The organism is Gaiella sp. (assembly GCF_035710885.1).
GTDB lineage: Bacteria > Actinomycetota > Thermoleophilia > Gaiellales > Gaiellaceae > Gaiella.
The window spans coordinates 29,060-50,889 of the sequence record NZ_DASTCS010000016.1 but is presented as its reverse complement, the minus strand read 5'-3'; the positions used below and the strand labels follow the sequence as shown (position 1 = coordinate 50,889).

21 protein-coding genes and 1 tRNA gene are annotated in these 21,830 nt (G+C 71.2%); 14 read left to right on the top strand and 8 right to left on the bottom strand.

Annotated elements, in window-relative coordinates; genetic code table 11:
* Positions 1–77 precede the first annotated feature (77 nt).
* The 4 genes from VFO26_RS03440 (at position 78) to ligA (ending at position 3,943) form a co-directional block, all read left to right on the top strand.
* The gene (locus VFO26_RS03440) at positions 78–398 is read left to right on the top strand and encodes an NfeD family protein (RefSeq protein ID WP_325113484.1); all 321 of its coding nucleotides are present in this window, start codon (positions 78–80) and stop codon (positions 396–398) included.
* A gap of 79 nt (positions 399–477) precedes the next feature.
* The gene (gene truA / locus VFO26_RS03435; RefSeq protein WP_325113483.1) at positions 478–1,200 is read left to right on the top strand and encodes a tRNA pseudouridine(38-40) synthase TruA; all 723 of its coding nucleotides are present in this window, start codon (positions 478–480) and stop codon (positions 1,198–1,200) included.
* Positions 1,201–1,259: 59 nt separating this feature from the next.
* Positions 1,260–1,913: an HAD-IA family hydrolase gene (locus VFO26_RS03430; RefSeq protein ID WP_325113482.1), complete on the top strand. Its 654-nt coding sequence runs from the start codon at positions 1,260–1,262 to the stop codon at positions 1,911–1,913.
* On the top strand, positions 1,910–3,943 hold the full coding sequence (ligA, locus tag VFO26_RS03425; protein WP_325113481.1) for an NAD-dependent DNA ligase LigA: 2,034 nt from the start codon (positions 1,910–1,912) through the stop codon (positions 3,941–3,943). The genes VFO26_RS03430 and ligA overlap by 4 nt, the downstream gene beginning before the upstream one ends.
* Positions 3,944–3,950: 7 nt before the next feature.
* Here ligA and VFO26_RS03420 read toward each other — a convergent pair whose 3' ends face one another.
* On the bottom strand, positions 3,951–5,168 hold the full coding sequence (locus VFO26_RS03420) for a D-alanyl-D-alanine carboxypeptidase/D-alanyl-D-alanine-endopeptidase (protein WP_325113480.1): 1,218 nt from the start codon (positions 5,166–5,168) through the stop codon (positions 3,951–3,953).
* A gap of 269 nt (positions 5,169–5,437) precedes the next feature.
* Here VFO26_RS03420 and VFO26_RS03415 point away from each other — a divergent pair, with 269 nt between their 5' ends.
* Complete coding sequence (locus tag VFO26_RS03415) at positions 5,438–6,583, top strand: NlpC/P60 family protein (protein WP_325113479.1); 1,146 nt, start codon at positions 5,438–5,440, stop codon at positions 6,581–6,583.
* A 161-nt stretch (positions 6,584–6,744) separates the two neighbouring features.
* Here VFO26_RS03415 and VFO26_RS03410 read toward each other — a convergent pair whose 3' ends face one another.
* Complete coding sequence (locus VFO26_RS03410; RefSeq protein ID WP_325113478.1) at positions 6,745–8,529, bottom strand: long-chain fatty acid--CoA ligase; 1,785 nt, start codon at positions 8,527–8,529, stop codon at positions 6,745–6,747.
* 77 nt (positions 8,530–8,606) lie between these two features.
* On the opposite strand from VFO26_RS03410, the gene VFO26_RS03405 reads away from it, so the two are divergent.
* Positions 8,607–9,476 carry a Ku protein gene (locus tag VFO26_RS03405; protein ID WP_325113477.1) on the top strand — a complete coding sequence of 290 codons (870 nt, stop codon included), beginning with the start codon at positions 8,607–8,609 and terminating at the stop codon, positions 9,474–9,476.
* A gap of 62 nt (positions 9,477–9,538) precedes the next feature.
* Here VFO26_RS03405 and VFO26_RS03400 read toward each other — a convergent pair whose 3' ends face one another.
* Together VFO26_RS03400 and VFO26_RS03395 are read right to left on the bottom strand one after the other, a co-directional pair.
* Entirely contained in the window at positions 9,539–9,712 is a 174-nt protein-coding gene (locus VFO26_RS03400; RefSeq protein WP_325113476.1) for a hypothetical protein, read from the bottom strand.
* 187 nt (positions 9,713–9,899) lie between these two features.
* Positions 9,900–10,643, bottom strand: coding sequence for a Nif3-like dinuclear metal center hexameric protein (locus VFO26_RS03395; protein ID WP_325113475.1), 744 nt, complete (start codon positions 10,641–10,643; stop codon positions 9,900–9,902).
* Between the two features lie 78 nt (positions 10,644–10,721).
* Between VFO26_RS03395 and VFO26_RS03390 the strand changes: the two genes are divergently transcribed.
* From VFO26_RS03390 to VFO26_RS03380, 3 genes are all read left to right on the top strand, one after another.
* Positions 10,722–10,795 (top strand) — tRNA-Pro (locus VFO26_RS03390).
* A 331-nt stretch (positions 10,796–11,126) separates the two neighbouring features.
* Complete coding sequence (locus VFO26_RS03385) at positions 11,127–12,446, top strand: adenylate/guanylate cyclase domain-containing protein (RefSeq protein ID WP_325113474.1); 1,320 nt, start codon at positions 11,127–11,129, stop codon at positions 12,444–12,446.
* 40 nt (positions 12,447–12,486) lie between these two features.
* Positions 12,487–13,212, top strand: a complete 726-nt coding sequence (locus VFO26_RS03380; RefSeq protein WP_325113473.1) for an HAD family hydrolase — start codon at positions 12,487–12,489, stop codon at positions 13,210–13,212.
* Here VFO26_RS03380 and VFO26_RS03375 read toward each other — a convergent pair.
* Entirely contained in the window at positions 13,182–13,934 is a 753-nt protein-coding gene (locus tag VFO26_RS03375) for a glucose 1-dehydrogenase (protein ID WP_325113472.1), read from the bottom strand. The two genes, VFO26_RS03380 and VFO26_RS03375, sit on opposite strands and share 31 nt — an antisense overlap.
* Before the next feature lie 73 nt (positions 13,935–14,007).
* A complete protein-coding gene (locus VFO26_RS03370) occupies positions 14,008–14,991 on the bottom strand; it encodes a CaiB/BaiF CoA-transferase family protein (protein ID WP_325113471.1) in 984 nt (327 codons plus the stop codon).
* Between the two features lie 21 nt (positions 14,992–15,012).
* Between VFO26_RS03370 and VFO26_RS03365 the strand changes: the two genes are divergently transcribed.
* The gene (locus VFO26_RS03365) at positions 15,013–15,645 is read left to right on the top strand and encodes a TetR/AcrR family transcriptional regulator (protein WP_325113470.1); all 633 of its coding nucleotides are present in this window, start codon (positions 15,013–15,015) and stop codon (positions 15,643–15,645) included.
* Positions 15,581–16,882 carry an MFS transporter gene (locus tag VFO26_RS03360; protein WP_325113469.1) on the top strand — a complete coding sequence of 434 codons (1,302 nt, stop codon included), beginning with the start codon at positions 15,581–15,583 and terminating at the stop codon, positions 16,880–16,882. The genes VFO26_RS03365 and VFO26_RS03360 overlap by 65 nt, the downstream gene beginning before the upstream one ends.
* Before the next feature lie 3 nt (positions 16,883–16,885).
* On the opposite strand, the gene VFO26_RS03355 is transcribed toward VFO26_RS03360, so the two are convergent.
* A complete protein-coding gene (locus VFO26_RS03355; protein WP_325113468.1) occupies positions 16,886–18,079 on the bottom strand; it encodes an acyl-CoA dehydrogenase family protein in 1,194 nt (397 codons plus the stop codon).
* An 89-nt stretch (positions 18,080–18,168) separates the two neighbouring features.
* Between VFO26_RS03355 and VFO26_RS03350 the strand changes: the two genes are divergently transcribed.
* Both VFO26_RS03350 and VFO26_RS03345 read left to right on the top strand, forming a co-directional pair.
* On the top strand, positions 18,169–18,612 hold the full coding sequence (locus VFO26_RS03350) for a rhodanese-like domain-containing protein (protein ID WP_325113467.1): 444 nt from the start codon (positions 18,169–18,171) through the stop codon (positions 18,610–18,612).
* An 84-nt stretch (positions 18,613–18,696) separates the two neighbouring features.
* Positions 18,697–19,875 carry an acyl-CoA dehydrogenase family protein gene (locus tag VFO26_RS03345; protein ID WP_325113466.1) on the top strand — a complete coding sequence of 393 codons (1,179 nt, stop codon included), beginning with the start codon at positions 18,697–18,699 and terminating at the stop codon, positions 19,873–19,875.
* A gap of 96 nt (positions 19,876–19,971) precedes the next feature.
* Here the strand turns inward: VFO26_RS03345 and VFO26_RS03340 are convergent, their stop codons facing one another.
* On the bottom strand, positions 19,972–21,147 hold the full coding sequence (locus VFO26_RS03340) for a winged helix DNA-binding domain-containing protein (protein ID WP_325113465.1): 1,176 nt from the start codon (positions 21,145–21,147) through the stop codon (positions 19,972–19,974).
* 62 nt (positions 21,148–21,209) lie between these two features.
* On the opposite strand from VFO26_RS03340, the gene VFO26_RS03335 reads away from it, so the two are divergent.
* Entirely contained in the window at positions 21,210–21,827 is a 618-nt protein-coding gene (locus VFO26_RS03335) for a helix-turn-helix domain-containing protein (RefSeq protein WP_325113464.1), read from the top strand.
* Positions 21,828–21,830: the final 3 nt, after the last annotated feature.

Below are 21,830 nucleotides of genomic sequence, written 5' to 3'. Positions count from 1 at the left end.
TCGTCGGCGTGGGCGAGTAACCGTCAGTCGTCGGTGCCCGGCTCCGGCCGGGCGCCGACGGGCTCTACGCTGCCCGCATGCTCACGATCGTCGCCGTCGTCCTCGCGCTCACGGTGATCCCGTACCCGTGGGGGTGGGTGGCGGTGATCGGGGCGGCGCTCGTCGACGTCGCGGAGACGGCGTTCTTCGTCCACTGGTCGAAGCGGCGGCGTGCCGCGGTCGGCCTCGAGACCCTCGTGGGACGCACGGCCGTCGTGGTTCGCGCGCTCTCGCCTCGGGGCCAGGTGAAGCTGGACGGCGAGGTCTGGGAGGCGCGCGCCGAGCACGCCCTGCTGCCCGGCGACGAGGTCGTCGTCCGCTCGGTGGACGGTCTCGTGCTCGTGGTCGAGCCGACCTGAGCGGCCTCACGTGAGGCCCGTGCACACGATGTGACACCGAGGGGTCAGGCCCTCGTGGACACTGTGTTACAAGGCCCTCGTGCCGACCCTCCGGTTGACCCTCGAGTACGACGGCACCGGGTTCCGCGGCTGGGCGCGCCAGCCCGGGGCACGGACGGTCGAGGGGGTGGTGCGGGACGCGCTGGACGCTGTGCTGCCCCGCTGGGAGACCCTTGCCGTCGCCGGGCGCACCGACGCCGGCGTGCACGCCACGGGCCAGGTCGCCAGCCTCGTCGCAGAGGGCGGCCCGCCGGTGGTGCGGTTGGCGGAGGCGCTCAACACCGTGCTGCCCGAGGACGTCGCCGTCGTCGACGCCGAGCCGGTCTCCGACGGCTTTCACGCCAGGTTCTCGGCCACCGGGCGGTCGTACCGCTACGTCGTCGCCGCTCGCCGGGAACGCACGCCGCTGCGGGCCCGGCGTGCCCTCTGGTGGCCGCGACGCCTCGACGAGGAGGCGCTCCACGCGTGCGCCGCTGCCCTGGTCGGCGAGCACGACTTCACCGCCTTCACGCCCACCGAGACGCACCACGACGTGTTCCGGCGAGAGATCCGAGCCGCGCAGTGGGAGCGGCGCGACGACGAGCTCCACTTCACGGTCACCGCCGACTCGTTCCTCCGCCACATGGTGCGGACGCTGGTCGGGACGATGCTCGAGACCGGCCCCCCGGCGTTCGAGAGGCTGCTCTCCGGGCGGCCTCGCGCCGAGGCAGGCACGACGGCGCCGCCCTGGGGGCTGTACCTGGAGCGCGTCGACTACCCCTGACCGCTGGGGCCGGAGCCTCGCCGGCCGGGCTCCCCGTCGACCCGGCTACGATCGACCACGTGCGCCGCCCAGTCGTCCTCTTCGACCTCGACGGCACGCTGATCGACTCCGGGCCGATCATCCTGGCCTCGATGAAGCACGCCTCGCTCACCGTGCTCGGGCGCGAGCCCGACGAGGAGCTGGTGCGCTCGGCGATCGGCGGGCCCGGCCTGATCGCGCAGATGCGCGACCTCGACCCCGATCGCGTCGACGAGCTCGTGGACGCCTACCGGGCCCACAACGAGCCGTTGCATGCCGAGCTGGAGGCGTTCCCCGGTGTCCTCGACCTGCTCGACGTGCTCCGCGGCGAGGGGCGCCGCCTCGGCATCGTGACGGCGAAGCGCCTGCGCACCGTCGGCCTGGCGATCGATCGCATCCCGGAGCTCGCGAAGATGAACGTCGTGATCGGAGCGGAGGACACCGAGCGCCACAAGCCCGAGCCGGACCCCGTGCTCGAGGCCCTTCGGCGGCTTCGCGCCGAGCCCGCCGAGGCAGCCTACGTCGGCGACTCGCCCTTCGACATCCGCGCCGCGAAGGCCGCAGGGGTGCTGGCCGTGGCCGTCGGCTGGGGCGGCATCCACCCGGACGAGCGACTGCTCCGCGAGGAGCCCGACGCGCTCGTGCACACGACGGAGGAGCTCTACGCCGCCCTCGGGGAGCCCGGCACGACATGACGACGAAGCGTCGAACCGCGACGAGCTCCGGCGCCGCGGAACGGGTCGCCGAGCTGCGGCGACTCGTCGAGCACCACAACTACCGCTACCACGTCCTCGACGATCCCGAGGTGCCGGACAGCGCCTACGACGTGCTCTACGACGAGCTCAAGTGGCTCGAGGAGGAGCATCCGGAGCTCGTCACGCCCGACTCGCCCACGCAGCGCGTCGGCGGCGCGCCTGCCGCGGGCTTCACGAAGGTCGAGCACCTGCAGCCGATGGGGTCGCTCGAGAAGGTGACGACGGGCGAAGCGCTCGAGAAATGGGCTGCCGACGTGCGCAAGCGTCTCGGGACGGACGAGCCCGTCGCCTACGTGATCGAGCCCAAGATCGACGGCTCGGCGGTCTCCCTCGTCTACGAGAACGGCGCGCTCGTCCGGGGAGCGACGCGCGGCGACGGCCACCGCGGCGAGGACGTGACGCAGAACCTCCGCACGGTCGACGCGGTCCCGCTCCGCGTCCGGGCGGACGGCGACCCGCCGCGACTTCTGGAGGTGCGCGGCGAGATCTACTTCCCGCTCTCGGGATTCGCGCGCTTCAACGAGGCGCAGGTCGAGGCCGGGAAGAAGCCGGCGCCGAATCCGCGCAACGCTGCCGCCGGCTCGCTGCGCCAGCTCGACTCGCGCATCACCGCCGCGCGGCCGCTCTCGCTGTGGGTCTACGGGGTGGGCGCCCATGACGGCGAGATCCCGCACACGCAGTGGGAGCTGCTCGGCTGGCTCCGCGAGCACGGGTTCCGCACCAACCCGCACGCGCAGCGGCTCGAGACGATCGAGGAAGTCGCCGAGGCGTGCGGGGCGTGGGAGTCGCGCCGGGCGGAGCTCGACTACGAGATCGACGGGATCGTGATCAAGGTCGACGACCTCGATCAGCAGCGTCGGCTCGGGGCACTGCACGAGAGGCCCCGCTGGGCCCGCGCGTACAAGTGGGCGCCCACCGCCGCCGTGACGACGCTGCGGAAGATCCACATTCGCGTGGGGAGGACAGGTGCGCTCAACCCGTGGGCCGAGCTCGAGCCCGTCCACGTCGGGGGCGTGACCGTCTCGAACGCCACGCTCCACAACGAAGAGGACATCAACCTCAAGGACATCCGCGAGGGCGACCTCGTGATCGTCCAGCGCGCCGGGGACGTGATCCCCCAGGTCGTGGGGCCCGCCGGCGACCATGCGAAGGGGACGAAGCCGTTCCGCATGCCGAAGCAGTGCCCGCTGTGCGGCGTGGACGTGGTCAAGCCTGCGGGGGAGGTCATGCACCGCTGCCCGAACCGCGCGTGCCCGTCTCGCGGCCTGGAGACGCTCATCCACTGGGTGAGCGCCGCCATGGACATCGAGGGTGTCGGAGAGCAATTCGTGCGCCGGCTGTGGGACGAGGGCCTCCTGCGCTCGATGCCCGACCTCTACCGCCTCACCGCCGAGCAGCTCGCGGCGCTCGATGGCTACGGAGAGGTCTCCGCAGCGAGGGCGGTCGCGTCGATCGAGGCCTCCAAGGCGCAGCCCTTCTCGCGCGTGCTGTTCGGGCTCAACATCCCGAAGATCGGGTGGGTGCTGGCGCGCAACCTCGCCCGCCACTTCGGCAGCGTGGACGCGCTCATCGAGGCCAGCCAGGAGGAGCTCGAGCTCACCGAGGGCATCGGGCCCGACCGCGCGGAGCTGGTGGCCGAGTGGTTCGCGGAGGACGAGAACGTCGCGCTCGTGCGCGAGCTCGAGTCCCTCGGCCTGACGATGACGTCGGGCGAGGCGGAGCGCCCGGTCGAGGGGCCGCTCAGCGGTCGCCAGTACGTGATCACCGGCACACTCGAGGGCTTCACCCGCGAGGAGGCGAAGGAGGCGCTCGAGGCGCTCGGGGCGAAGGTCTCGGACTCCGTCTCGAAGAAGACCGCGGGCGTGGTCGTCGGCGAGAGCCCGGGCTCCAAGGTCGCCAAGGCACGGAAGGCCGGCGTCCCGATCCTGGAGGAGGAGGACCTCGTCGCCCTGCTCCGCTCGCGGGCCTGAGCGGCTCTCAGCCCGAAGCGGTCGCCCGCCCGTACGCGGATCGCGCGAGCGCGGTGACGAATCGATCCTGCGCAGCCCGTGCGGGCCAGAAGGCGACCGGTGCGCCGTCCTGGAGCACGGCGAAGGCGACCGAGCCGTTGACGAGGCCCGACAGCGAGCACGCACGGCTCGTCGTCCCCGTCTTGCCGCGGACGATCCCCGAGAGCGCCGGCAGGCGCGACCTGAGCGTGCCGCTCTGCCCCGCGACGGCGAGCGAGCCGACGAATGCGTCCCTGATGCGGGGGTTCTCGAGCCCTGCGCGGATCACGCCGACGAGCGCCTCGGCGGTGATCCGATCGAGCGAGGAGAGACCCGAGCCGTCGACGAGGCGAACGCCCGCGATCGGGATCCTGGCGGCTCGCAGCTCCGCGAGCACGACCCGTGCGCCGCGTGCGCTCGTCCCGATCCGCCCGTCGACCGTTCCGAGGTGCTTGAGCAGCATCTCCGCGGTGAAGTTGTCGCTCTCCCGGTTCATCGCCCGCACGATCGTCGCGAGGCGGGGCGAGTGGTCGGAGGCGAGGAGCTCGGCCCCCGCGGGAGCCTTCCCCAGCCCGGGCAGCCCGTCCACCGTGACCCCGCGCTCGACGAGCGCGGCGCGAAGGGTGCGTGCGGCGAGGAGCGGGGGTGAGTGCGCTGGCCAGCCGCGTGCTCGATCGACGACGAGGGCCGACAGCGGGGGCGTCTCGACGCCGACGAAGTAGGTCTTCCAGCCGGCGACGCCACGGCGCGCGTCGAACAGCGACTCGTCTCCGCGGATGCGGCCGGCGACCCGCGTGATCCCGGACGCCCTGACCGACGCTGCGAGCCGCCGGATGTCCGCAACCGTGAGGTTGGGGTCGCCCGACCCGCGCAGGAACAGGTCGCCGTCCCAGGTTGCGCCGGTGCGGACGCCCGTCCCGAGGAGCTCGGTCTTGAAGCGATACGCCGGCCCCAGGCGCGTGAGCGCTGCCCAGGAGACGGGCAGCTTCTCGTTCGACGCGGGGATCACCGGGAGCCGCTCGTTGTGCGCGAACAGGACGGCTCCCGTGCGCACGTCGACGGCGATCGCCGACGTGCGGGCGAGCGAGACGTGCGGTGAGCGCAGCGTCTTCGACAGCCGCGTCGCAAGGTCTCCGGGCGCCGCGAGCGGGGAGGAGACCGCCGTCGCTGCGATTGCCACCGAGCAGAGCGCCAGCCGGAGTCGCACGACCCGTAACCGTAGACGGTCTTCGTGACGGTATGACGCGTCGCAGGGACGAGGGCGGACGCGCCACGAGCGCTCGTCCGGGCGAAGAGATGCCTCGGCCCTGCTGCGATCGTCGCCGTGGAAGGTGCCGGATCGCACAAATCCGGCTGTTTGCAGAGATTTTCGTGTCGCATGTCCGTGCAGACGTCTTCCGACGCTGCTAGGCTCCCCGACTTGTGGCCGGTGACCCCACCATCGGCGAGCCTGTCGTTGGGCGACCGAGACGCGGCATGAGGCACTCGAGGACCCGACGGGCTCCATTCCTCGTAGCTGCTCTCGTCGCCCTCGCGACGGTCCTCGTCGTCGGCACGGGAGCCGCAACGGCCGACCCGTCGATCAGCTCGAAGCGCGAGCAGGCGCAAGCGATCCTCGGGCAGATCAGGGAGATGGACTCGAGCCTCTCGCACGCGATCGAGTCCTACAACCTCGCGAACATCCAACTCGACGAGATCGATGCCGACCTCGATACGAACGGCCGCCACCTGACGATTGCAAGGGCGAGCCTGGGAGTCGCGCAGCAGCACATCGCCAAGCGGCTGCGGGCGCTCTACATCAACGGGGACTCGGGCGGGGCCGTCGAGGTGATCCTCGGCGCCCGGAGCCTCGACGACCTGCTCGACCGCCTCGACATGGCCCAGCGCGTCGGCGGCCAGGACGCCGAGGTGCTGACGGACGTACGGCACTTCCGCAACGAGGTCCAGACCCGGCGCGCGAAGCTGAAGTCCGACCGGGTCCGGCAGGCACAGATCGTTGCCGAGCGCGCGGCGCGCAAGCGCTCGATCGAAGGACAGCTCGCGGAGCGCCAGCGGCTGCTCGCCTCGGTGAAGGACGAGATCGCACGTCTCGAGGAAGCCGAGCGACGCAGGCAGGCGCAGCTCGAGGCGCAGGCGCGCGCGCGGCTCGAAGCCGCGGCCGCGGCCCGCGCATCGGCACGCCAGCAGACGCTCGAGCTCTCCGGGACGTCGTCAGACGACTTCGGGACAGGAGCGACGTACAGCTCCTCGCCCGCGCCTCCGGCGAAGTACGGGGGCGTCGTGGGAATCGCGATGCAGTACCTGGGCGTCCCCTACGTCTGGGGCGGCGCCAGCCCGTCCGGGTTCGACTGCTCCGGTCTCGTGACGTACGTCTACGCCCAGGTCGGCATCTCCCTGCCGCACAACGCCGCGATGCAGTACGGCAGCGTGGGGGTGTCCGTCTCTCGCAGCGAGCTCCAGCCGGGCGACCTCGTGTTCTTCGACGGGCTCGGGCACATGGGGATGTACATCGGCGGGGACCAGTTCATCCACGCACCCCACACCGGCGACGTGGTCAAGATCTCCAGCCTGAACGACTCCTGGTACGCCTCCACGTACGTCGGCGCGAAGCGGGTCACGTGATTCTCCGCTAGCGCGATCCGCAGGAGCGGATCCTGCCCGCGCTCCCCGCCTTCGGCGGGGCACGTCCCTGAAGCAGCCCGCTGTCGCGGTCGCGACTGCCGCGTAGCGCACGGGCGAGGGGTGGGGGCGGTAGGACCCGTCGTTGCTCTGGACGGTCCCGCCTACGACCTCTCGGCCGGGGCGGCCGCCCCGTCGTACAGAGCCTCGACCTCGTCGGCGAAGTGCTCGAGGACGACACGCCGCTTGAGCTTGAGCGTCGGGGTCACCTCACCCTGCTCCATCTCGAAGTCCCGGGAGAGGATGGCGAACCGCTTGACCTGCTCGAAGCGGGAACGCTCGCGGTTGACCTCGTCGACGATGCCCGAGACGAGGTCGTGCACGCGCGGGTGACGCGCGAGCGTCTCCGCGTCGCCCTCGATCCCGTGCTCGGCGGCCCACTTGCCGATCTCGACGGGGTCGAGGGTGATCAGCGCGGCGGGGAACGGGCGGCGGTCGCCCACCACGAGCGCCTGTGAGACGAACCGCGACGTCTTGAGGTCGTTCTCCAGGTTCTGCGGCGCGATGTTCTTCCCCCCCGCGGTGACGAGGATGTCCTTCTTCCGATCGGTGATCGTGACGAAGCCGTCCGCGTCGATCGTGGCGATGTCACCGGTGCGCAGCCACCCGTCCTCGTCGAGGACGGCGGCCGTCGCCTCGGGCTCCTTGAAGTAGCCCGCGAAGACCGTCTCGCTGCGAATCAGGAGCTCCCCGTCCTCGGCGAGCCGGAGCTCGAAGCCGGGCAGCGCGGGCCCGACCGTGCCGAAGCGATACCGATTCGAGCGGTTCGTCGTGGCGGCGGTCGTGCACTCCGTCAGCCCGTACCCCTCGAGGATGCACAGCCCCAGCGCATCGAACAGCTCCGCGACCTCCTTCGCGAGCGGCGCCCCGCCGGAGATCGGCCTCCGCAGGCGCCCGCCGAGGCGCTCCTTCACCTTGGAGAACACCAGGCGGTCCGCGATGCGGTGCTGGAGCGCGAGCCCGCGCGGCAGCGGGCGACCCTCCTGTCGCAATGCGCTCTCCCGTCGTCCGACCCGCAACGCCCAGTCGACGAGGCGTCGCTTCGCGCCCGTGGCCTCGGAGAACGTCGACATGACGGCCGTGTGGACCTTCTCGTAGACCCGCGGGACGCTCGGCAGGATGGTCGGCCGCACCTCGGGGAGCACGCGCGCGACGTCGAGCGGGTCGGGGACGAACGCGATCGTGTAGCCGACGTACGGGCCCGAGAGATGCATCAGCCTCCCGAAGTTGTGCGCGAGCGGGAGGTAGAGGAGCATCACGTCGCCCGCCGCGCTGTGGTCCGGCAGCTCGTCGACGACCGTCACCATCGCGTAGTAGTTCCGATGCCGGATCATGCAGCCCTTGGGCGGCCCGGTCGTCCCCGACGTGTAGATGAACGTGAAGAGGTCCTCCTCGTCGATCGCGGCCACCGCGTCGTCGAGGGCAGTCGGGTTGGCTGCCCGGTACGCGCGCCCGTCTTCCTCGAGGGCGGGAAGGTCGGCGTAGGTGAGCACGTGGCGGAGCGCGGGGAGCGAGGGCCCTCCGTCCTCGACCTTCGCCCGCTGCTCGTCGTCCTCGCAGAGCACGCCGACCGCTTCGGAGTGCTCGAGGACGTAGTGCACGTCGTGGGGCGAGGAGTTCGCATAGATCGCGGCTCCGATCGCTCCGACGTGCCCGAGGGCGAAGTCGAAGAGCGCCCATTCGAGCGTGTTCCGAGCGAGGATCCCGAACGCGTCGCCCTTCTGCACACCTCGGGCGAGGAGGCCGTTCGCGAGCAGCTCGACCCGCTCGGCCGCATCGGCCCACGGCACCTCCCGCCAGCCTTCGTCGGTCTCGACGAGGTAGGCAGCCCCCGTGTTCTGGGCCACGGCGTCGCGCCAGAGGCGCGGAATCGTGCGGTTGCCGGCCATCCATACGGACTGTAGATGCCGGAGGGAACCGCTGTCAGGGAGCGAAACCCTTCGGTCCGCCCCTAGACTGGAGGGTCATGCGCACCACCTGGAACGGATCGCTGAGCTTCGGGCTCGTGAGCATCCCCGTCGGGCTCGCCCCCGCGACGAAGCCCGCGGCGCGGCAGTCGGACATCTCCTTCCGCCTGCTCCACAGGGAGTGCCTCACGCCGATCAAGCAGAAGCGCTGGTGTCCCAAGCACGACCGCGAGGTGACCCCCGACGAGCTCGTCAAGGGCTGGGAGGTGGCCAAGGGGCAGTTCGTCGTCGTCGAGGAGGCCGAGCTGGAGGCGCTCGAGCGCCACGACGACTCGCGCACGATCGACATCGAGCGGTTCGTCCCGCTCGGAGACGTCGACCCCGTGTGGATGGACAGGACCTACTTCCTGGTGCCGGGCAACGCTCCGGCGCAGCGCCGGCCCTACAAGCTCCTGCTCGAGGCGATGGAGGAGGCAGGCGTCGGTGCGATCGGACGGTTCGTCCGCTCCGGCCGTGAATCGCTCTGCCTCGTCCGCACGCGGGGGCAGGGGCTGGTGCTCGAGACGATGTACCTCGTCGAGGACGTCTACTCGCAGGCCGAGATCGAGGAGGCGATGGGGGAGACCGACGTCAAGCCCGCCGAGCTCGAGCTCGCGCGGCAGATCGTCCAGGGCCTCGCCGCCGAGTTCGACCCCTCGGAGCTGACCAGCGCCTACCGCCGCGACCTCCGCACGCTGCTCGAGGCGAAGTTGCGCGGCGAGGAGATCGCCGCACCCGAGCCGGTTGCCGAGCCGGCGCCCGCGGTCGACCTCATCGAGGCGCTGAAGGCGAGCGTCGCGGCCGCGAAGGCCACGTCGGCGCGCCCCAAGAAGGCGGCGGACAAGCCGAAGGCCGAGAAGCGGCCGGCGCGCAAGGCCGCCCGCAAGTAGCGCCGCCTGCGTGACGAGGGGCCCTGCCGGGCCCCTCGTGAGCGAGATCGTGTGGCTCGCCGCTAGTGCGCGGACGCCTGACCGGCGCCGACTGCCTGCAGCTGAGCCTGGAAGAGGTGCTTGTCGATCTTCCCCTGGTAGATCGGGACGCCTTCCGCGATACAGAGCTTGATGACCGCCTCGCGGTCCATGTTGAGCTCCTTCGCGAGCTCCTCGGGCGTCAGGTGATTCGCCATCGACCGTTTCCTCTCTCGAGCACGAAAAAAGCCCTCCGACGCGGCTGCGTGCAGGCGGGCTCGATCGACGCTCGTTCGTTGGCGACGGGGATCAACGGGCCCGCCTCCCGAAAACGTCCATGTGCTTCGAGGATACTCCGGACCGCGGCCGGTGCGCAATCGTCTTCGTACTCCCTGAACGAGCCGCCTAGACGGGGTTGTCGACCTCGAGGTAGCGCCAGTCGAGACCGAACCGCTCGGAGAGGTGCGCGGCGAGCGCCTGCACGCCGAAGCGCTCCGTCGCATGGTGGCCTGCCGCGATCAGGTGGATCCCGAGCTCGCGTGCCGTGACGGCGCTCGGCTCCTCCGGCTCCCCGGTGAGCAGCGCGTCGTACCCCTCGTGGGACGCCTGGACGAGGTCGTAGCCGGCTGCGCCAGTCGCCACCGCGAGGCGACGGATCCGCCGGTCGCCACCGCGCAGCACCAGCGGCGGCCGCTCGACGACCTCGGCGACGCGCGCCGCCAGCTCGTCGAGGCCGACGGCGTCCATCGTGCAGCCGAGGCCCACCGCTCCGAACTGCTCGACGGGCACGGCGCCGACCCGCGCCGCGAGCTGCGCGTTGTTGCCGAGCGTCCGATGGGCGTCGAGCGCGAGGTGGTAGGCGACGAGCGAGACGTTCCCGCGGAAGAGCGCCTCGAGACGTCCTCGCAGCCGCGCGTCGACGACGAGCGGCTCGTTCCGCCAGAACAGGCCGTGGTGGACGAGCACCAGGTCTGCGCCGCCGTCGACGGCGCGCTCGAACAGCTCCTTCGAGCACGAGACCCCGCAGGCGATGGTCGTCACCTCCTCGGAGCCGACGACCTGGAGCCCCTGCGCTGCGAACTCCGGATAGCGATCGACCTCGAGCAGCGCGTTCGCGTACTCGACGACCTCGTCCCTGGCGGCGGCCACGGGGCGAGTCTACGAAGTCGTCGAGCCCGTGCTCGCGTTCGCGCCCTCGAACCCGGAACCGCTACCCTTCTCCCGCCTCGGGGTGTGGCGCAGCCTGGTAGCGCGCTCCGTTCGGGTCGGAGAGGTCCCCAGTTCAAATCTGGGCACCCCGATTTCTCCGCAGGGCATGAATCCGCAGAAGCGGATTCCTGCCGCGGATCCCCCGCCTGCGGCGGGGGCACGTCCCTGAAGGCGTCCGCTGCCGCGGCCGCAACTTCCTCGACATCTCCACGGTCCTGCGCCGGGAGCAATTACGGGCCCCTCCTTTCGGCGCTGCACCGGCTTGCCGTTCCTGGCCTCCCCCCCGGCCGGCCGAGCCGGCCTCCGGCCGCGGCGGCTTCCTCACGGTCCATCGCTTCGTCGTGGGCGGATGGGAGCCACGCGGGAAAGTCGGCGCTCCGGTGGAGCCTCGCGAAGGCGAGCGCGCGTGCGATCCTTCTCACCATGGACGCACCGATCCGGTATGCGCGGAGCGGCGACGTCAACATCGCCTACCAGCTGACCGGTGACGGGCCATTCGATCTCGTTCTCGTCCCGGGCTTCTTCTCGCACCTCGAGATCGACCGGGAGTACCCGGAGTACGCCCGCTTCCTCGAGCGACTGGGATCGTTCGCGCGGCTGATCTGCTTCGACAAGCGGGGTACCGGGTTGTCCGACCGGGCAATCGGCCTGCCCGACTTCGAGACGCGCATGGACGACGTTCGTGCCGTCATGGACGCGGCCGGAAGCGAGTCCGCAGTGCTGTTCGGCTACTCGGAGGGCGGCCCGATGTGCGTCCTCTTCGCCGCGACGTACCCGGAGCGAACTCGCTCGCTCGTCCTGTACGGCACGTACGCGAAGAGGTGTCACCCCGACGACGACTACCCCTGGGCGCCGACATGGGAGGAGCGGACCATGCAAGCTGCGGAGCTCGAGCGCACCTGGGGTGAGAACGTCGATCTCTCCACACTGGCTCCCAACGCGGACGCGGCGCTCGGCGCGTGGCTACTACGTCGCGGCCGAACGGCGCTCAGCCCGGCGGGCGCCCGCGACCTGATTCTCATGAACTCGAGCGCGGACGTGCGAGAGCTCCTATCCAGCGTCCAGTGCCCGACGCTCGTGATCCACCGGACGGGGGATCGCGATTCGCGCATCGAGGAGGGGCGATACATCGCGGAGCGGATACGTGGCGCCCGCTTCGTCGAGCTCGAGGGCGACGACCACCTGCCGTCCGTCGGACCCGATCAGATCCTCGACGAGGTCGAGGAGTTCCTCACCGGTGCGCGTCCGGCAACGCCTTCCCATCGCGTGCTGACGACGATCCTCTTCACCGACCTCGTCGGCTCGACGGCGCGCGTCCAGGACCTCGGCGATGCCCGTTGGACAGCGCTCCTCGACCAGCACCACAAGGCCGTACGCCGCGAGCTTGGCCGCTTCTCCGGTGAGGAGCTCGACACGGCCGGTGACGGCTTCCTCGCAGCGTTCGACGGCCCGGCGCGCGCGATCCGCTGCGCGCTCGAGATCCGACGAGCCCTCGCGCCCCTCGGCCTGGACGTCCGTGCCGGCGTGCACACCGGTGAGGTCGAGCGGCGGCCCGGAGAGAAGCCGCGCGGGATCGCAGTTCACGTGGGCTCCCGGATCGCCTCCCTCGCTCAGGCCGACGAGGTCCTCGTCAGCTCCACGACGCACGACCTCGTGGCCGGATCGGGGCTCGACTTCGTGGATCGCGGCGAGCACGTGCTCGAGGGCATCGAGGGCCGAAGACGGATCTTCGCGGCGCGCTGACCTCGATCGGAGGCGCCCGAACCGCACGTATCCTCGTCGCGTGCTCGAAGCGGTTCTCCTCGACGTCGACTTCACGCTCTTCCGACCCGGGCCCGAGCTCGGGCCCGAGGGCTACGAGCGGATCGGCGCGCGGCACGGCCTCGCGCTCGACGGCGCTCGCTACGAGGCGGCGCGGCTGGCTGCGCTGGCGGACCTCCAGCGCCACCCGGAGCTGGAGCACGACCAGGAGCTCTGGGTGCGCTTCACGGAGGACATCGTGATCGGGATGGGCGGTGACCCCGTCCTCTCGCGCTCGTGTGCGGTCGATCTCGTCCGGGCGTGGGAGCGGCACGAGAACTTCTCCCTCTACGAGGACGCGCTCCCGGCGCTCGAGGCGCTTCGCGCGCACGGGCTGCGGATCGGGCTCGTCTCCAACGGCCAGCGCGACCTCGAGGAGTTCGCGCGCCATCACGCGCTCGACGTCGACGTCTGCGTGGGCTCGATGAGCCACGGCCACGTGAAGCCGCACCGGTCGATCTTCGAGGCGGCGCTCGTGGCGCTCGACGCAGCTCCGGCCCGGGCGGCGATGATCGGTGACAGCTACGCCGACGACATCGAGGGCGCACGGGCCCTCGGGATGCGCGCGATCCTGCTCGACCGCGACGGCCTGTACCCGGAGGAGCCGGAACGGATCGACACCCTGCTGGCGCTCCCGGCCGCCCTCGGCCTCACGGCCGCCGCCGGCCCAGCCCAGGTTCAGCGGGCGGCGAAGCCTCCGTCGATGTAGAGCTCGAGGCCGGTGACGAACGAGGCGTCGTCGCTCGCGAGGTAGGCGACCCCCGCGGCGATCTCCTCCGGGCGCCCGAGACGTCCCATGGGAGTGAGGTCGAGCATGGCCTGCTCGTAGGGCGTCCCCTTGGTCTCGGCCAGGATCGGCGTGGCGATGAACCCGGGGTGGACGGAGTTGACCCGAACGCCGTTCTCGACCCAGTGCAGCGCCGTGTTCTTCGTCAGCGTGCGGACTGCGCCCTTGGCAGCGTGGTAGGCGGGCGAGGTCCCGAAGCCGCCGCTCGTGCCGAAGATCGAGCTGATGTTGATCACGGAGCCGTGCGCTGACGCGGCGAGCGCAGAGGCGGCGGTCTTCATCCCGAGGAACACGCCCGTCTGGTCGATCGCGATCGTCCGGTGCCATTCCTCCAGGGACGTCTCCTCGATCGTGTGGAGGTCGCCCATCCCGGCGTTGTTGACGAGTATGTCGAGCCCGCCGAGCTCCTCGACCGCGGTGGCGACGGCCGCGTTCCATTCCTGTTCCGACGTGACGTCGAGGTGCGCGAAGCTGGCCCGCGCTCCTCCGGAGGAGAGGCTCTCCGCCAGGCTGCGACCGCCCTCGTCGTCGATGTCCGTGACGAGCACCGCGGCGCCTTCGCTCGACAGCCGCTCCACGATCGCCTTGCCGATCCCGCTCGCGCCGCCGGTCACGAGCGCCACACGTCCCTCGAGCCGCTTCATCGCTCCACCTCCCTCGTGCATCGATTGCCTGCGGTCATGATGCCGAGCGCGCGGCGTGCCGGCGGTCGGCCGCTCAGGGCCCGGCGGCGAGCTCGGCCCGCCAGCGCTCCGTGTCGGCGCCGAGCTCGACGTCCGGCGGCGGCTCCTCCCACGGGCCGAGGTCGGCCCGGGCCTCGTCGAGCGTGGCGACCGGGCCGACGCAGACCTCCTCCGCGTCGAACAGCGCAAGCCACTCGGCGAGAGGTCGCTCGGCGAACAGCTCCGCGAGCTCGGCGCGGAGCAGCTCCTGCCCTCCCTCGTACTGGCGGGCAGCGAGCTCCGGCCGTCCCAGCAGCTCGCACAGTCGTGAGAAGAATGCCGGCTCGAGCGCGGCGACCGTCAGGAGGCGTCCGTCGAGGGTCTCGTAGACGGCGTAGCTGGCGAGCCCGCCGGTCAGGAGCCTCGGCACGGGGTCGCCGCCGGCCCGGTGGGCGACCAGGTCGTGGGAGCCGTGGGTCATCGACACGACGAGGCGCGCTCCTTCCCCGGTCCGCTCGCGCCGGACGAGCGCCGCGAGGATCCCCGTCACTGCCCCAAGCGCGCCCGCGGCGAGGTCGGCCGCCTGGACGGGCGGCAGCGCCGCCCCCGTGTCGGCGAGAGCGCCCGCCCAGCCGAGGTAGTTGAGGTCGTGGCCGACCCGTGCCGCGTGCCGCCCCTCGGCGCCGAAGCCGGTGATGGAGCAGTAGACGAGCGTGGACGGCAGGTGCTCGGGCCCGAGACCGAGCCGGGCGGCGACCCCGGGCCGGAACCCCTCCAGCACGACGTCCGCCTGGGCGCAGAGCGCCCGCGCGAAGTCCCCGTCGCGCTTGAGGTCACAGACGACGGACTCCTTGCCACGCCGCAGGGCGTCGTCCCACGCGGGTGCCGCGCTGCGCATCGGATCGCCGCCGGGAGCCTCGACGCGCACGACCCGCGCCCCGAGTCGCAGGAGCTCGCGGCTCGCGTAGGCCCCCGGCAGGTAGCGCGCGAGATCGACGACGAGGGTGCCGTCGAGCGGCCGTTGCGCTGCGTCTGGCATGCCGCCTATTCTGATCATGCGTTGACTGACCGTTCAATCGCACGCGTCGACCGGCACGCGAGCGCCGAGGAGAAGCGCCGCCTGATCCTCGACGCGGCAGTGCGGGTGTTCGCGCGCAACGGCTTCCACGGCTCCCGTGTGGGCGACATCGCCGAGGAGGCGGGTGTCGCACACGGCCTCCTCTACCACTACTTCTCCTCCAAGGACGAGGTGCTGGAGACCGTCTTCCGCGAGAACTGGAGCGAGCTGCTCCAGCGATTCGGGCAGGTCGCGGCGTCCGACGAGCCCGCGGACGAGAAGCTCCTCGGGATCGTGAAGATCCTCTTGCGCACGTGGCGCAACGACCCCGACCTCGTGACCGTGATGGTGCGGGAGGTCGGCAGGAGCGCCCACCTCGCGAGCCAGGTCGACGACATCGGCAAGGGCTTCGCCGTCATCCAACAGGTGATCGAGCAGGGGCAGGCCGAGGGCGTGTTCCGCGAGGACCTCGACGCCCGTCTCGCGAGCTGGGTGGTGTACGGGGGCCTCGAGGAGATCCTCACCGGCTGGGTGATGGGCCGGCTTCCCGACGGCGACGAGGAGGTCGCCCGTGCCGAGCGGACGCTCGTCGACGTCGTCCACGGCGGCCTCGCCAGGACGCCGGTCGTCTCCTGAGGCGGCCGCCAGGCGCGACACGCTCGTCCTCGGGGCGGGCGCACTCGGCCTGGCCTGGGCGCTGACGACGACCGCGGCGTACCTGCCTCCGATCCTGGGCCGGTACACCGACTCGACGACACTGGTCGGCCTCGTGCTCGCCGCCGAGGGGTTCTTTGCGCTGACGCTGCCGCTCGTGATCGGGCCGTGGAGCGACACCTTCCACACGCCGCTCGGCCGCAGGCGGCCGTTCATGCTCGCCGCGCTCGGCCCCATGGCGTTCGCGCTCGCGCTGCTGGCGTTCATGCCGAACCTGTGGACGACGGCGCTGCTCCTGTTCGCGCTCTTCTTCGCCTACTACGTCTACGAGCCGCCCTATCGTGGCCTGTATCCGGACGTGCTCCCCGACCGGGTGTTCGGACGCGCGCAAGGTGTCCAGCACGTCTTCCGGGGGATCGCGATCGCCGGCGGGCTGATCGGGGGAGGGTTCCTCTTCCACCTCTGGCGCCCCGCGCCGTTCCTCGTGGCAGCAGCGGTCGTCTCGGTCGCGTGCCTCGTCCCGATCGTGCTCGTGACGGAGGACGGCGGTCACGGGCGGGTGTTCGAGGGCGTACGCACGTACGTCGCGCACTCGTGGCAGGTGCTCCGGTCGAACCGCGACGTCGCCACGTTCCTCGTCGCGAACACGGCGTGGGAGGGCACCTTCGCCGGCGCGCGGACGTTCGTCGTGCTCTACGTCACCGTCGGGCTCGACGAGCCCCTCGTCACCTCCACGTACATCCTCGGAGCCGTCGCGGCCGGGTACATCGTGGCGGCGCTCCTGGCAGGCAGGATCGGCGACCGCGTCGGGCTCGCGCGCGTGATCACCGTCGCGTCGGCGATCTACGGGGTCGGGCTCCTCGCCGGTGGGCTGGGGCGGGAGTGGCACGGCTGGTACCTCGTGGTGATCTTCCTCGTGGCAATCGCGGGCGGCACGGTCATGACGCTCGCCTGGGGACTCCTCTTCAAGCTGATGCCTCCCGGCGAGCGCGGCGCGATCTCCGGGCTCGCGACGACGACGAAGGGGATCGGCCTAGTGATCGGCCCGCTCGCGGCGGGTGCGGTGATCGACATCCTCGGCCCCTACCTGGAGAGCACCGAGGGCTACCAGGCGCTCTGGCCCGTGCTCGGGGTGCCGATCATCCTCGCGATCCCGTTCGTGGCACGGCTCGCCCGCGCCGAGGCCGCCGCGAACGAGACGCTCGCCGACGAGACCTGAGCCTCAGCGGCCGAAGGCGTTGTCGCCCGTCAGCGCCTGCCCGACGACGAGCGTGTGCACCTCGTGCGTCCCTTCGTACGTGAGCACCGACTCGAGGTTGTTCATGTGCCGGATGACCGGGTACTCGAGCGTGATCCCGTTGCCGCCGAGGATCGTCCGCGCCGTGCGGCACACCTCGAGCGCGCCGCGCACGTTGCCCATCTTCCCGAGGCTGACGTGCTCGGGGCGCAGGGTGCCCTGGTCCTTCATGCGCCCGACGTGGAGCGCCACGAGCGACCCTCGGCTGATCTCGAGCGCCATCTCGGCGAGCTTCTGCTGCGTCAGCTGGTAGGCGGAGATCGGCTTGCCGAAGACGATCCGCTCCTTGGCGTACGAGAGCGCCTCCTCGAAGCACGCGCGCGCCGCCCCGACCGCTCCGAAGACGATCCCGAAGCGAGCCTCGTTGAGGCAGGACAGCGGCCCGCGCAGCGTGGAGGCGCCGGGCAGCATCGCCTCGCCGGGGACACGCACGTCCTGGAGGACGAGCTCGGAGGTGACGGAGGCGCGCAGCGAGATCTTCTTGTGGATCTCCGGGGCCGAGAAGCCGGGCGTCCCCTGCTCGACCAGGAAGCCGCGGATCTCCCCCTCCTCGGTCCGCGCCCAGACGACCGCGACGTCGGCGATGGTGCCGTTCGTGATCCACATCTTCGCGCCGTTCAGGATCCAGTCGGAGCCGTCGCGCCGCGCGTGGGTGCGCATCGCCCCGGGGTCGGACCCCGCGTCCGGCTCGGTCAGCCCGAAGCAGCCGATCGCCTCGCCACGGTGCATTGCCGGCAGCCAGCGCTCCTTCTGCTCCTCCGAGCCCCAGCGCCAGATCGCGTACATCGCCAGCGATCCCTGCACCGAGACGGCGCTGCGGACGCCCGAGTCGCCCGCCTCGAGCTCCATGCAGGTGAGGCCATACGCGACCGAGCTGGCCCCCGGCAGGCCGTAGCCGTCCAGGTGCATCCCGAACAGGCCGAGGCCCGCAAGCTCCTGGACGAGCTCCCGCGGGAGGATCCCCTGCTCGAACCAGTCGCCGACCTCGGGGAGCACCCGCTCCCGCACGAACCGGCGGACCGTGTCGCGGATCGCCCGCTCCTCGTCGTCGAGGAGCGCGTCGAGCGCGAGGAAGTCGAGCGGGTCGATGTCGGCTGGTGCTGCGGTGGTCGTCGCCACGGGTGAACCTCCGGCAGGGGACGGTCTGATTGTAGAAGCCGCGCCACGGCAACTGGACAGCACGACGGAGCAGACGAGATGATGCCCGGGTGCCGGACCGGGTGGTGCGCGGCGTGGACGACCTGGTTGCGGACGCGCGGAGCCGAATCGAGCGCCTCGCGCCCGACGAGGCCTGGCAGGCGGCGTCCGCCGGCCGGGCGCTGATCGTCGACATCCGCTCCGACGACGACCGCCGACGCGACGGCATCGTTCCCGGTTCCCTCCACGTACCGCGCACGGTGCTCGAGTGGCGCGTCGATCCTGCCTCGGGGTGGAGCAACCCTCACGTCGGCAACCGTGATCGGCGGCTCGTCCTGATCTGCTCGCACGGCGAATCGTCCAGCCTGGCGGCCGCGGCGCTCGTAGAGATGGGCTTCGAGCGGGCCGCCGACGTCAGCGGGGGCTTCGAGGCGTGGCTGGCGTCGGATCTCCCGACCGCTCCCGCCCCGCAGCGGGAGGACGACGGCCTCCCGGGCATGGCGGGGCCGGAATGACCGAGCGCCTTGCCGCGCTTGCCCTGCCGTGGACACGCCGGTAGGCTATTGACTGACTAGTCAATCGACGCCCAGGAGCAGGCGATGGCGACCATGGAGACGGGTCTTGCGAACGGCGTCTCGTTCGCGCTCACCGACGAGCAGAAGGAGCTTCGCGCCCTCGCGCGCGAGTTCGCGGAGAAGGAGATTCGCCCCAAGGCGGCGGAGCACGACGAGCACCAGACGCACCCCGCCGACATCGTCGCCAAGGCCCACGAGCTCGGCCTGATGAACCTCCACCTGCCGGAGTCGCTCGGCGGCCCGGAGCTCTCCGCCTTCGACGGGATGCTCGTCGGGGAGGAGCTCAACTGGGGCTGCTCGGGCATCGGCACCTCGATCGGCGCGAACGGGCTGGCGGCAGGGCCGCTCCTGATCGCCGGCACCGACGAGCAGAAGCGACAGTGGCTCGCGCCGCTCGTCTCGGAGCCGATCCTCGGCTGCTTCGGGCTCTCGGAGCCCGGCGCCGGCTCGGATGTCTCGGGGATCCAGACGACCGCGGTGCGCAACGGCGAGGAGTACGTCGTCAACGGCTCGAAGATGTTCATCACGAACGCGGGACAGGCGTCGTGGATCGTGTGCTTCGCCTCCACGGACAAGTCGAAGGGCCACAGGGGGCTCACGGCGCTGGTGATCCCGATGGACACACCCGGGGTCACGATCGAGAAGCACCTCGACAAGATGGGGCAGCGCGCGACCGATACGTCCGCGGTCGCCTTCCAGGACGTCGTGGTGCCCGTGGAGAACCGCCTCGGCGAGGAGGGCGACGGCTTCAAGATCGCGATGCAGACGCTCGACTTCACCCGCCCGGGCACGGCGGTCGGCGCGGTGGGCGTCGCCCAGGCGGCCTACGAGCTCTCCGTCGACTACGCCAAGGAGCGCGTCCAGTTCGGGATGCCGATCGCGATGAACCAAGGCGTCTCGTTCCTCGTCGCCGACATGGCGACCGAGATCGAGGCCGCTCGGCTGCTCACCTGGCAGGCGGCGTGGATGATCGACCAGGGCTGGGGCCGGAAGGCGACGAAGTACTCCTCCTTCGCCAAGCGCTTCGCCGCCGACACGGCGATGAAGGTCACGACGGACGCCGTCCAGGTCTTCGGCGGCTACGGCTACATCAAGGAGTACCCGGTCGAGAAGCTCATGCGCGACGCGAAGCTGTTCCAGATCTACGAGGGAACCTCGCAGATCCAGCGGCTCGTGATCGCGAAGGAGATCTTCCTGGGGTGAGCTCGCTCGCCGCTCGGCGGGCATTCGGGAGGCGCACTCGGGCGCGGTAGCAGCTGCGCGCCGTGCGGCGGCCCCGGGGCAGGATCCCTGCCGACGCTACCCGGCCAGCTCTCGGTGGAACGGCGTGGGGAAGCGGGGTGTCACCCGGACGTCGCCGATCCAGGCCGAGAGCCGCGCCGCCTCGGCGTCGATCGCGGCCCGAGCGTCGGCACCCAGGTCCTCGAGCAGGCCGTAGACGACCTCTCCGTCCTTGCGCTGCATCCAGCCGCCCACGACCCGGCCGTCCCACCAGACGGTCGGGCCGGCGTTGCCGTTCGTGTCGAACAGCATGACCGCGTGGGCGCCGAGGTACCAGTCGCGCTCCTTCCAGCCCATCGTCGTCGGATCGAGCGCAGGTAGCAGGGCGGCAGACGGCTCCGGCGCAGGGACCGGCTCGTCGTCGTCGCCCAGCACGAGCCCCGTGCCCCCGTCCAGCGAGACCTCCACTGCGGCGATCGCCGCCAACGCCGCCTTGACCTGGGCGGCCGTCAATCCCGACCACCACCTCAGGTCGGTGAGCGTCCCCGGCCCGAACGCGCCGAGCCAGCGCCGTACGAGCTCGGCGCGCGCGGTGTCGGCGTCCAACTCGGGCAAGGGCTCGTCGAGCCACGAGGGCGCGGGTACCCAGCTCCACTGGCTCCCGGTCCACGTCCCGCGCGGGCGGCCGCGCACGATCCTTCCCTCCGCCGCAAGCAGGAAGAGGACCCATGTGGTCATGCTCTGACTGCCCGCCCAGGACTTGCCCTCGCCGTACGTCAGCTTCTCCCGCAGGCGCGGGACGTCTGCGGACAGCTCCGCTGCGAACGCCTGTCCGCGGGCCTCGAGCGCGGCGAGCGCGTCCCGCCCGGCCGCCTCCAGCCACTCGGCACCGTCGCGGGTGATACCGGCTTCCTCCATCACCTTGGCGTAACGCCGGCGTTGTGCCGCCGCGATCGCGTTCGTGCAGGCGGCGCGCACGATGGCCGCGAGGTCGAGCGGCACGACGAACATCGTCCTCCGCATGCCGATCATGCGGAGTACCGTCCGGTCGTCGTAGAGCGCTCGCTCGATCTCTGCCACCGACGCGTCGGAGACTCGCGCATGCGCCGCCAGGTAGACGGACGCGGGATCAGAGGCGTGCAGACCGACGAGCTCTCGGGCCAGCTCGACGAACGACCGGGCCTTCGCGTCCGGGGCGAGGAAGTGGCGCCGGGTCAGCCGCGCCCGCCGCTCCTCCGTGCTCACCTTCCGCATGGTCGCGTTCTACCTCGGTTGACACTTAGATACCGATGGTATATGAATACCGACGGTATCCAATGGCCACCCGCGTCTCACGCAGCGAACGGAAGGCGCGCACGCGCGAAGACCTGCTGCTCGCCGCGCGGACGGTCTTCCTGCGGCGGGGGTTCCACGGGGCCTCGCTCGACGAGATCGCCGAGGAGGCCGGCTATACCAAGGGCGCGGTCTACTCGAACTTCGCAGGCAAGGACGATCTGTACCTCGCGCTGCTCGGCGCGCACTACGACGCGCGGATCGCCGCGTACGTCGAGCTCATGCTGGAAGAGCCGACGTACGAGGACGCCATCGCCGCCGTCGGCCGGTTCATGGCCGCTGCGGACGAACGCGATCCCGACTGGCTGGCGACGCTCGCGGAGTTCGTCTCGCACGCCGCGCGGGACGAGTCGGTACGGCGCGAGTACGTCCGCACGCGCGAGCGGTTCCTGCTCGCCATCTCCGACGTCATCAACGCACTCGTCGAGCGACACGGCCTGAGGCTGCGGGTACCCGCGCTGGAGGCCGCGCGCGCGTCGTCGGTGCTCGCGCGCGGATACAGCGCAGAGCGCCGGCTCGACCCGGACGCGGTGTCGCCGGAGGTCTTTGCAGAGATCAACGCCGCGCTGATGCGCGGGCTCACGGTTACCAGGGAGGAGTGACCC

What these genes read in the sequence shown, in the direction of transcription:
- ligA (WP_325113481.1), top strand. Translation starts at nt 1,910, where the DNA reads ATGACGACGAAGCGTCGAACCGCGACGAGCTCCGGCGCCGCGGAACGG.
- VFO26_RS03415 (WP_325113479.1), top strand. Translation starts at nt 5,438, where the DNA reads ATGAGGCACTCGAGGACCCGACGGGCTCCATTCCTCGTAGCTGCTCTC.
- VFO26_RS03385 (WP_325113474.1), top strand. Translation starts at nt 11,127, where the DNA reads ATGGACGCACCGATCCGGTATGCGCGGAGCGGCGACGTCAACATCGCC.
- VFO26_RS03335 (WP_325113464.1), top strand. Translation starts at nt 21,210, where the DNA reads ATGGCCACCCGCGTCTCACGCAGCGAACGGAAGGCGCGCACGCGCGAA.
- VFO26_RS03440 (WP_325113484.1), top strand. Translation starts at nt 78, where the DNA reads ATGCTCACGATCGTCGCCGTCGTCCTCGCGCTCACGGTGATCCCGTAC.
- VFO26_RS03375 (WP_325113472.1), bottom strand. Translation starts at nt 13,934, where the DNA reads ATGAAGCGGCTCGAGGGACGTGTGGCGCTCGTGACCGGCGGCGCGAGC.
- VFO26_RS03345 (WP_325113466.1), top strand. Translation starts at nt 18,697, where the DNA reads ATGGCGACCATGGAGACGGGTCTTGCGAACGGCGTCTCGTTCGCGCTC.
- VFO26_RS03370 (WP_325113471.1), bottom strand. Translation starts at nt 14,991, where the DNA reads ATGCCAGACGCAGCGCAACGGCCGCTCGACGGCACCCTCGTCGTCGAT.
- VFO26_RS03405 (WP_325113477.1), top strand. Translation starts at nt 8,607, where the DNA reads ATGCGCACCACCTGGAACGGATCGCTGAGCTTCGGGCTCGTGAGCATC.
- VFO26_RS03340 (WP_325113465.1), bottom strand. Translation starts at nt 21,147, where the DNA reads ATGCGGAAGGTGAGCACGGAGGAGCGGCGGGCGCGGCTGACCCGGCGC.
- VFO26_RS03400 (WP_325113476.1), bottom strand. Translation starts at nt 9,712, where the DNA reads ATGGCGAATCACCTGACGCCCGAGGAGCTCGCGAAGGAGCTCAACATG.
- VFO26_RS03410 (WP_325113478.1), bottom strand. Translation starts at nt 8,529, where the DNA reads ATGGCCGGCAACCGCACGATTCCGCGCCTCTGGCGCGACGCCGTGGCC.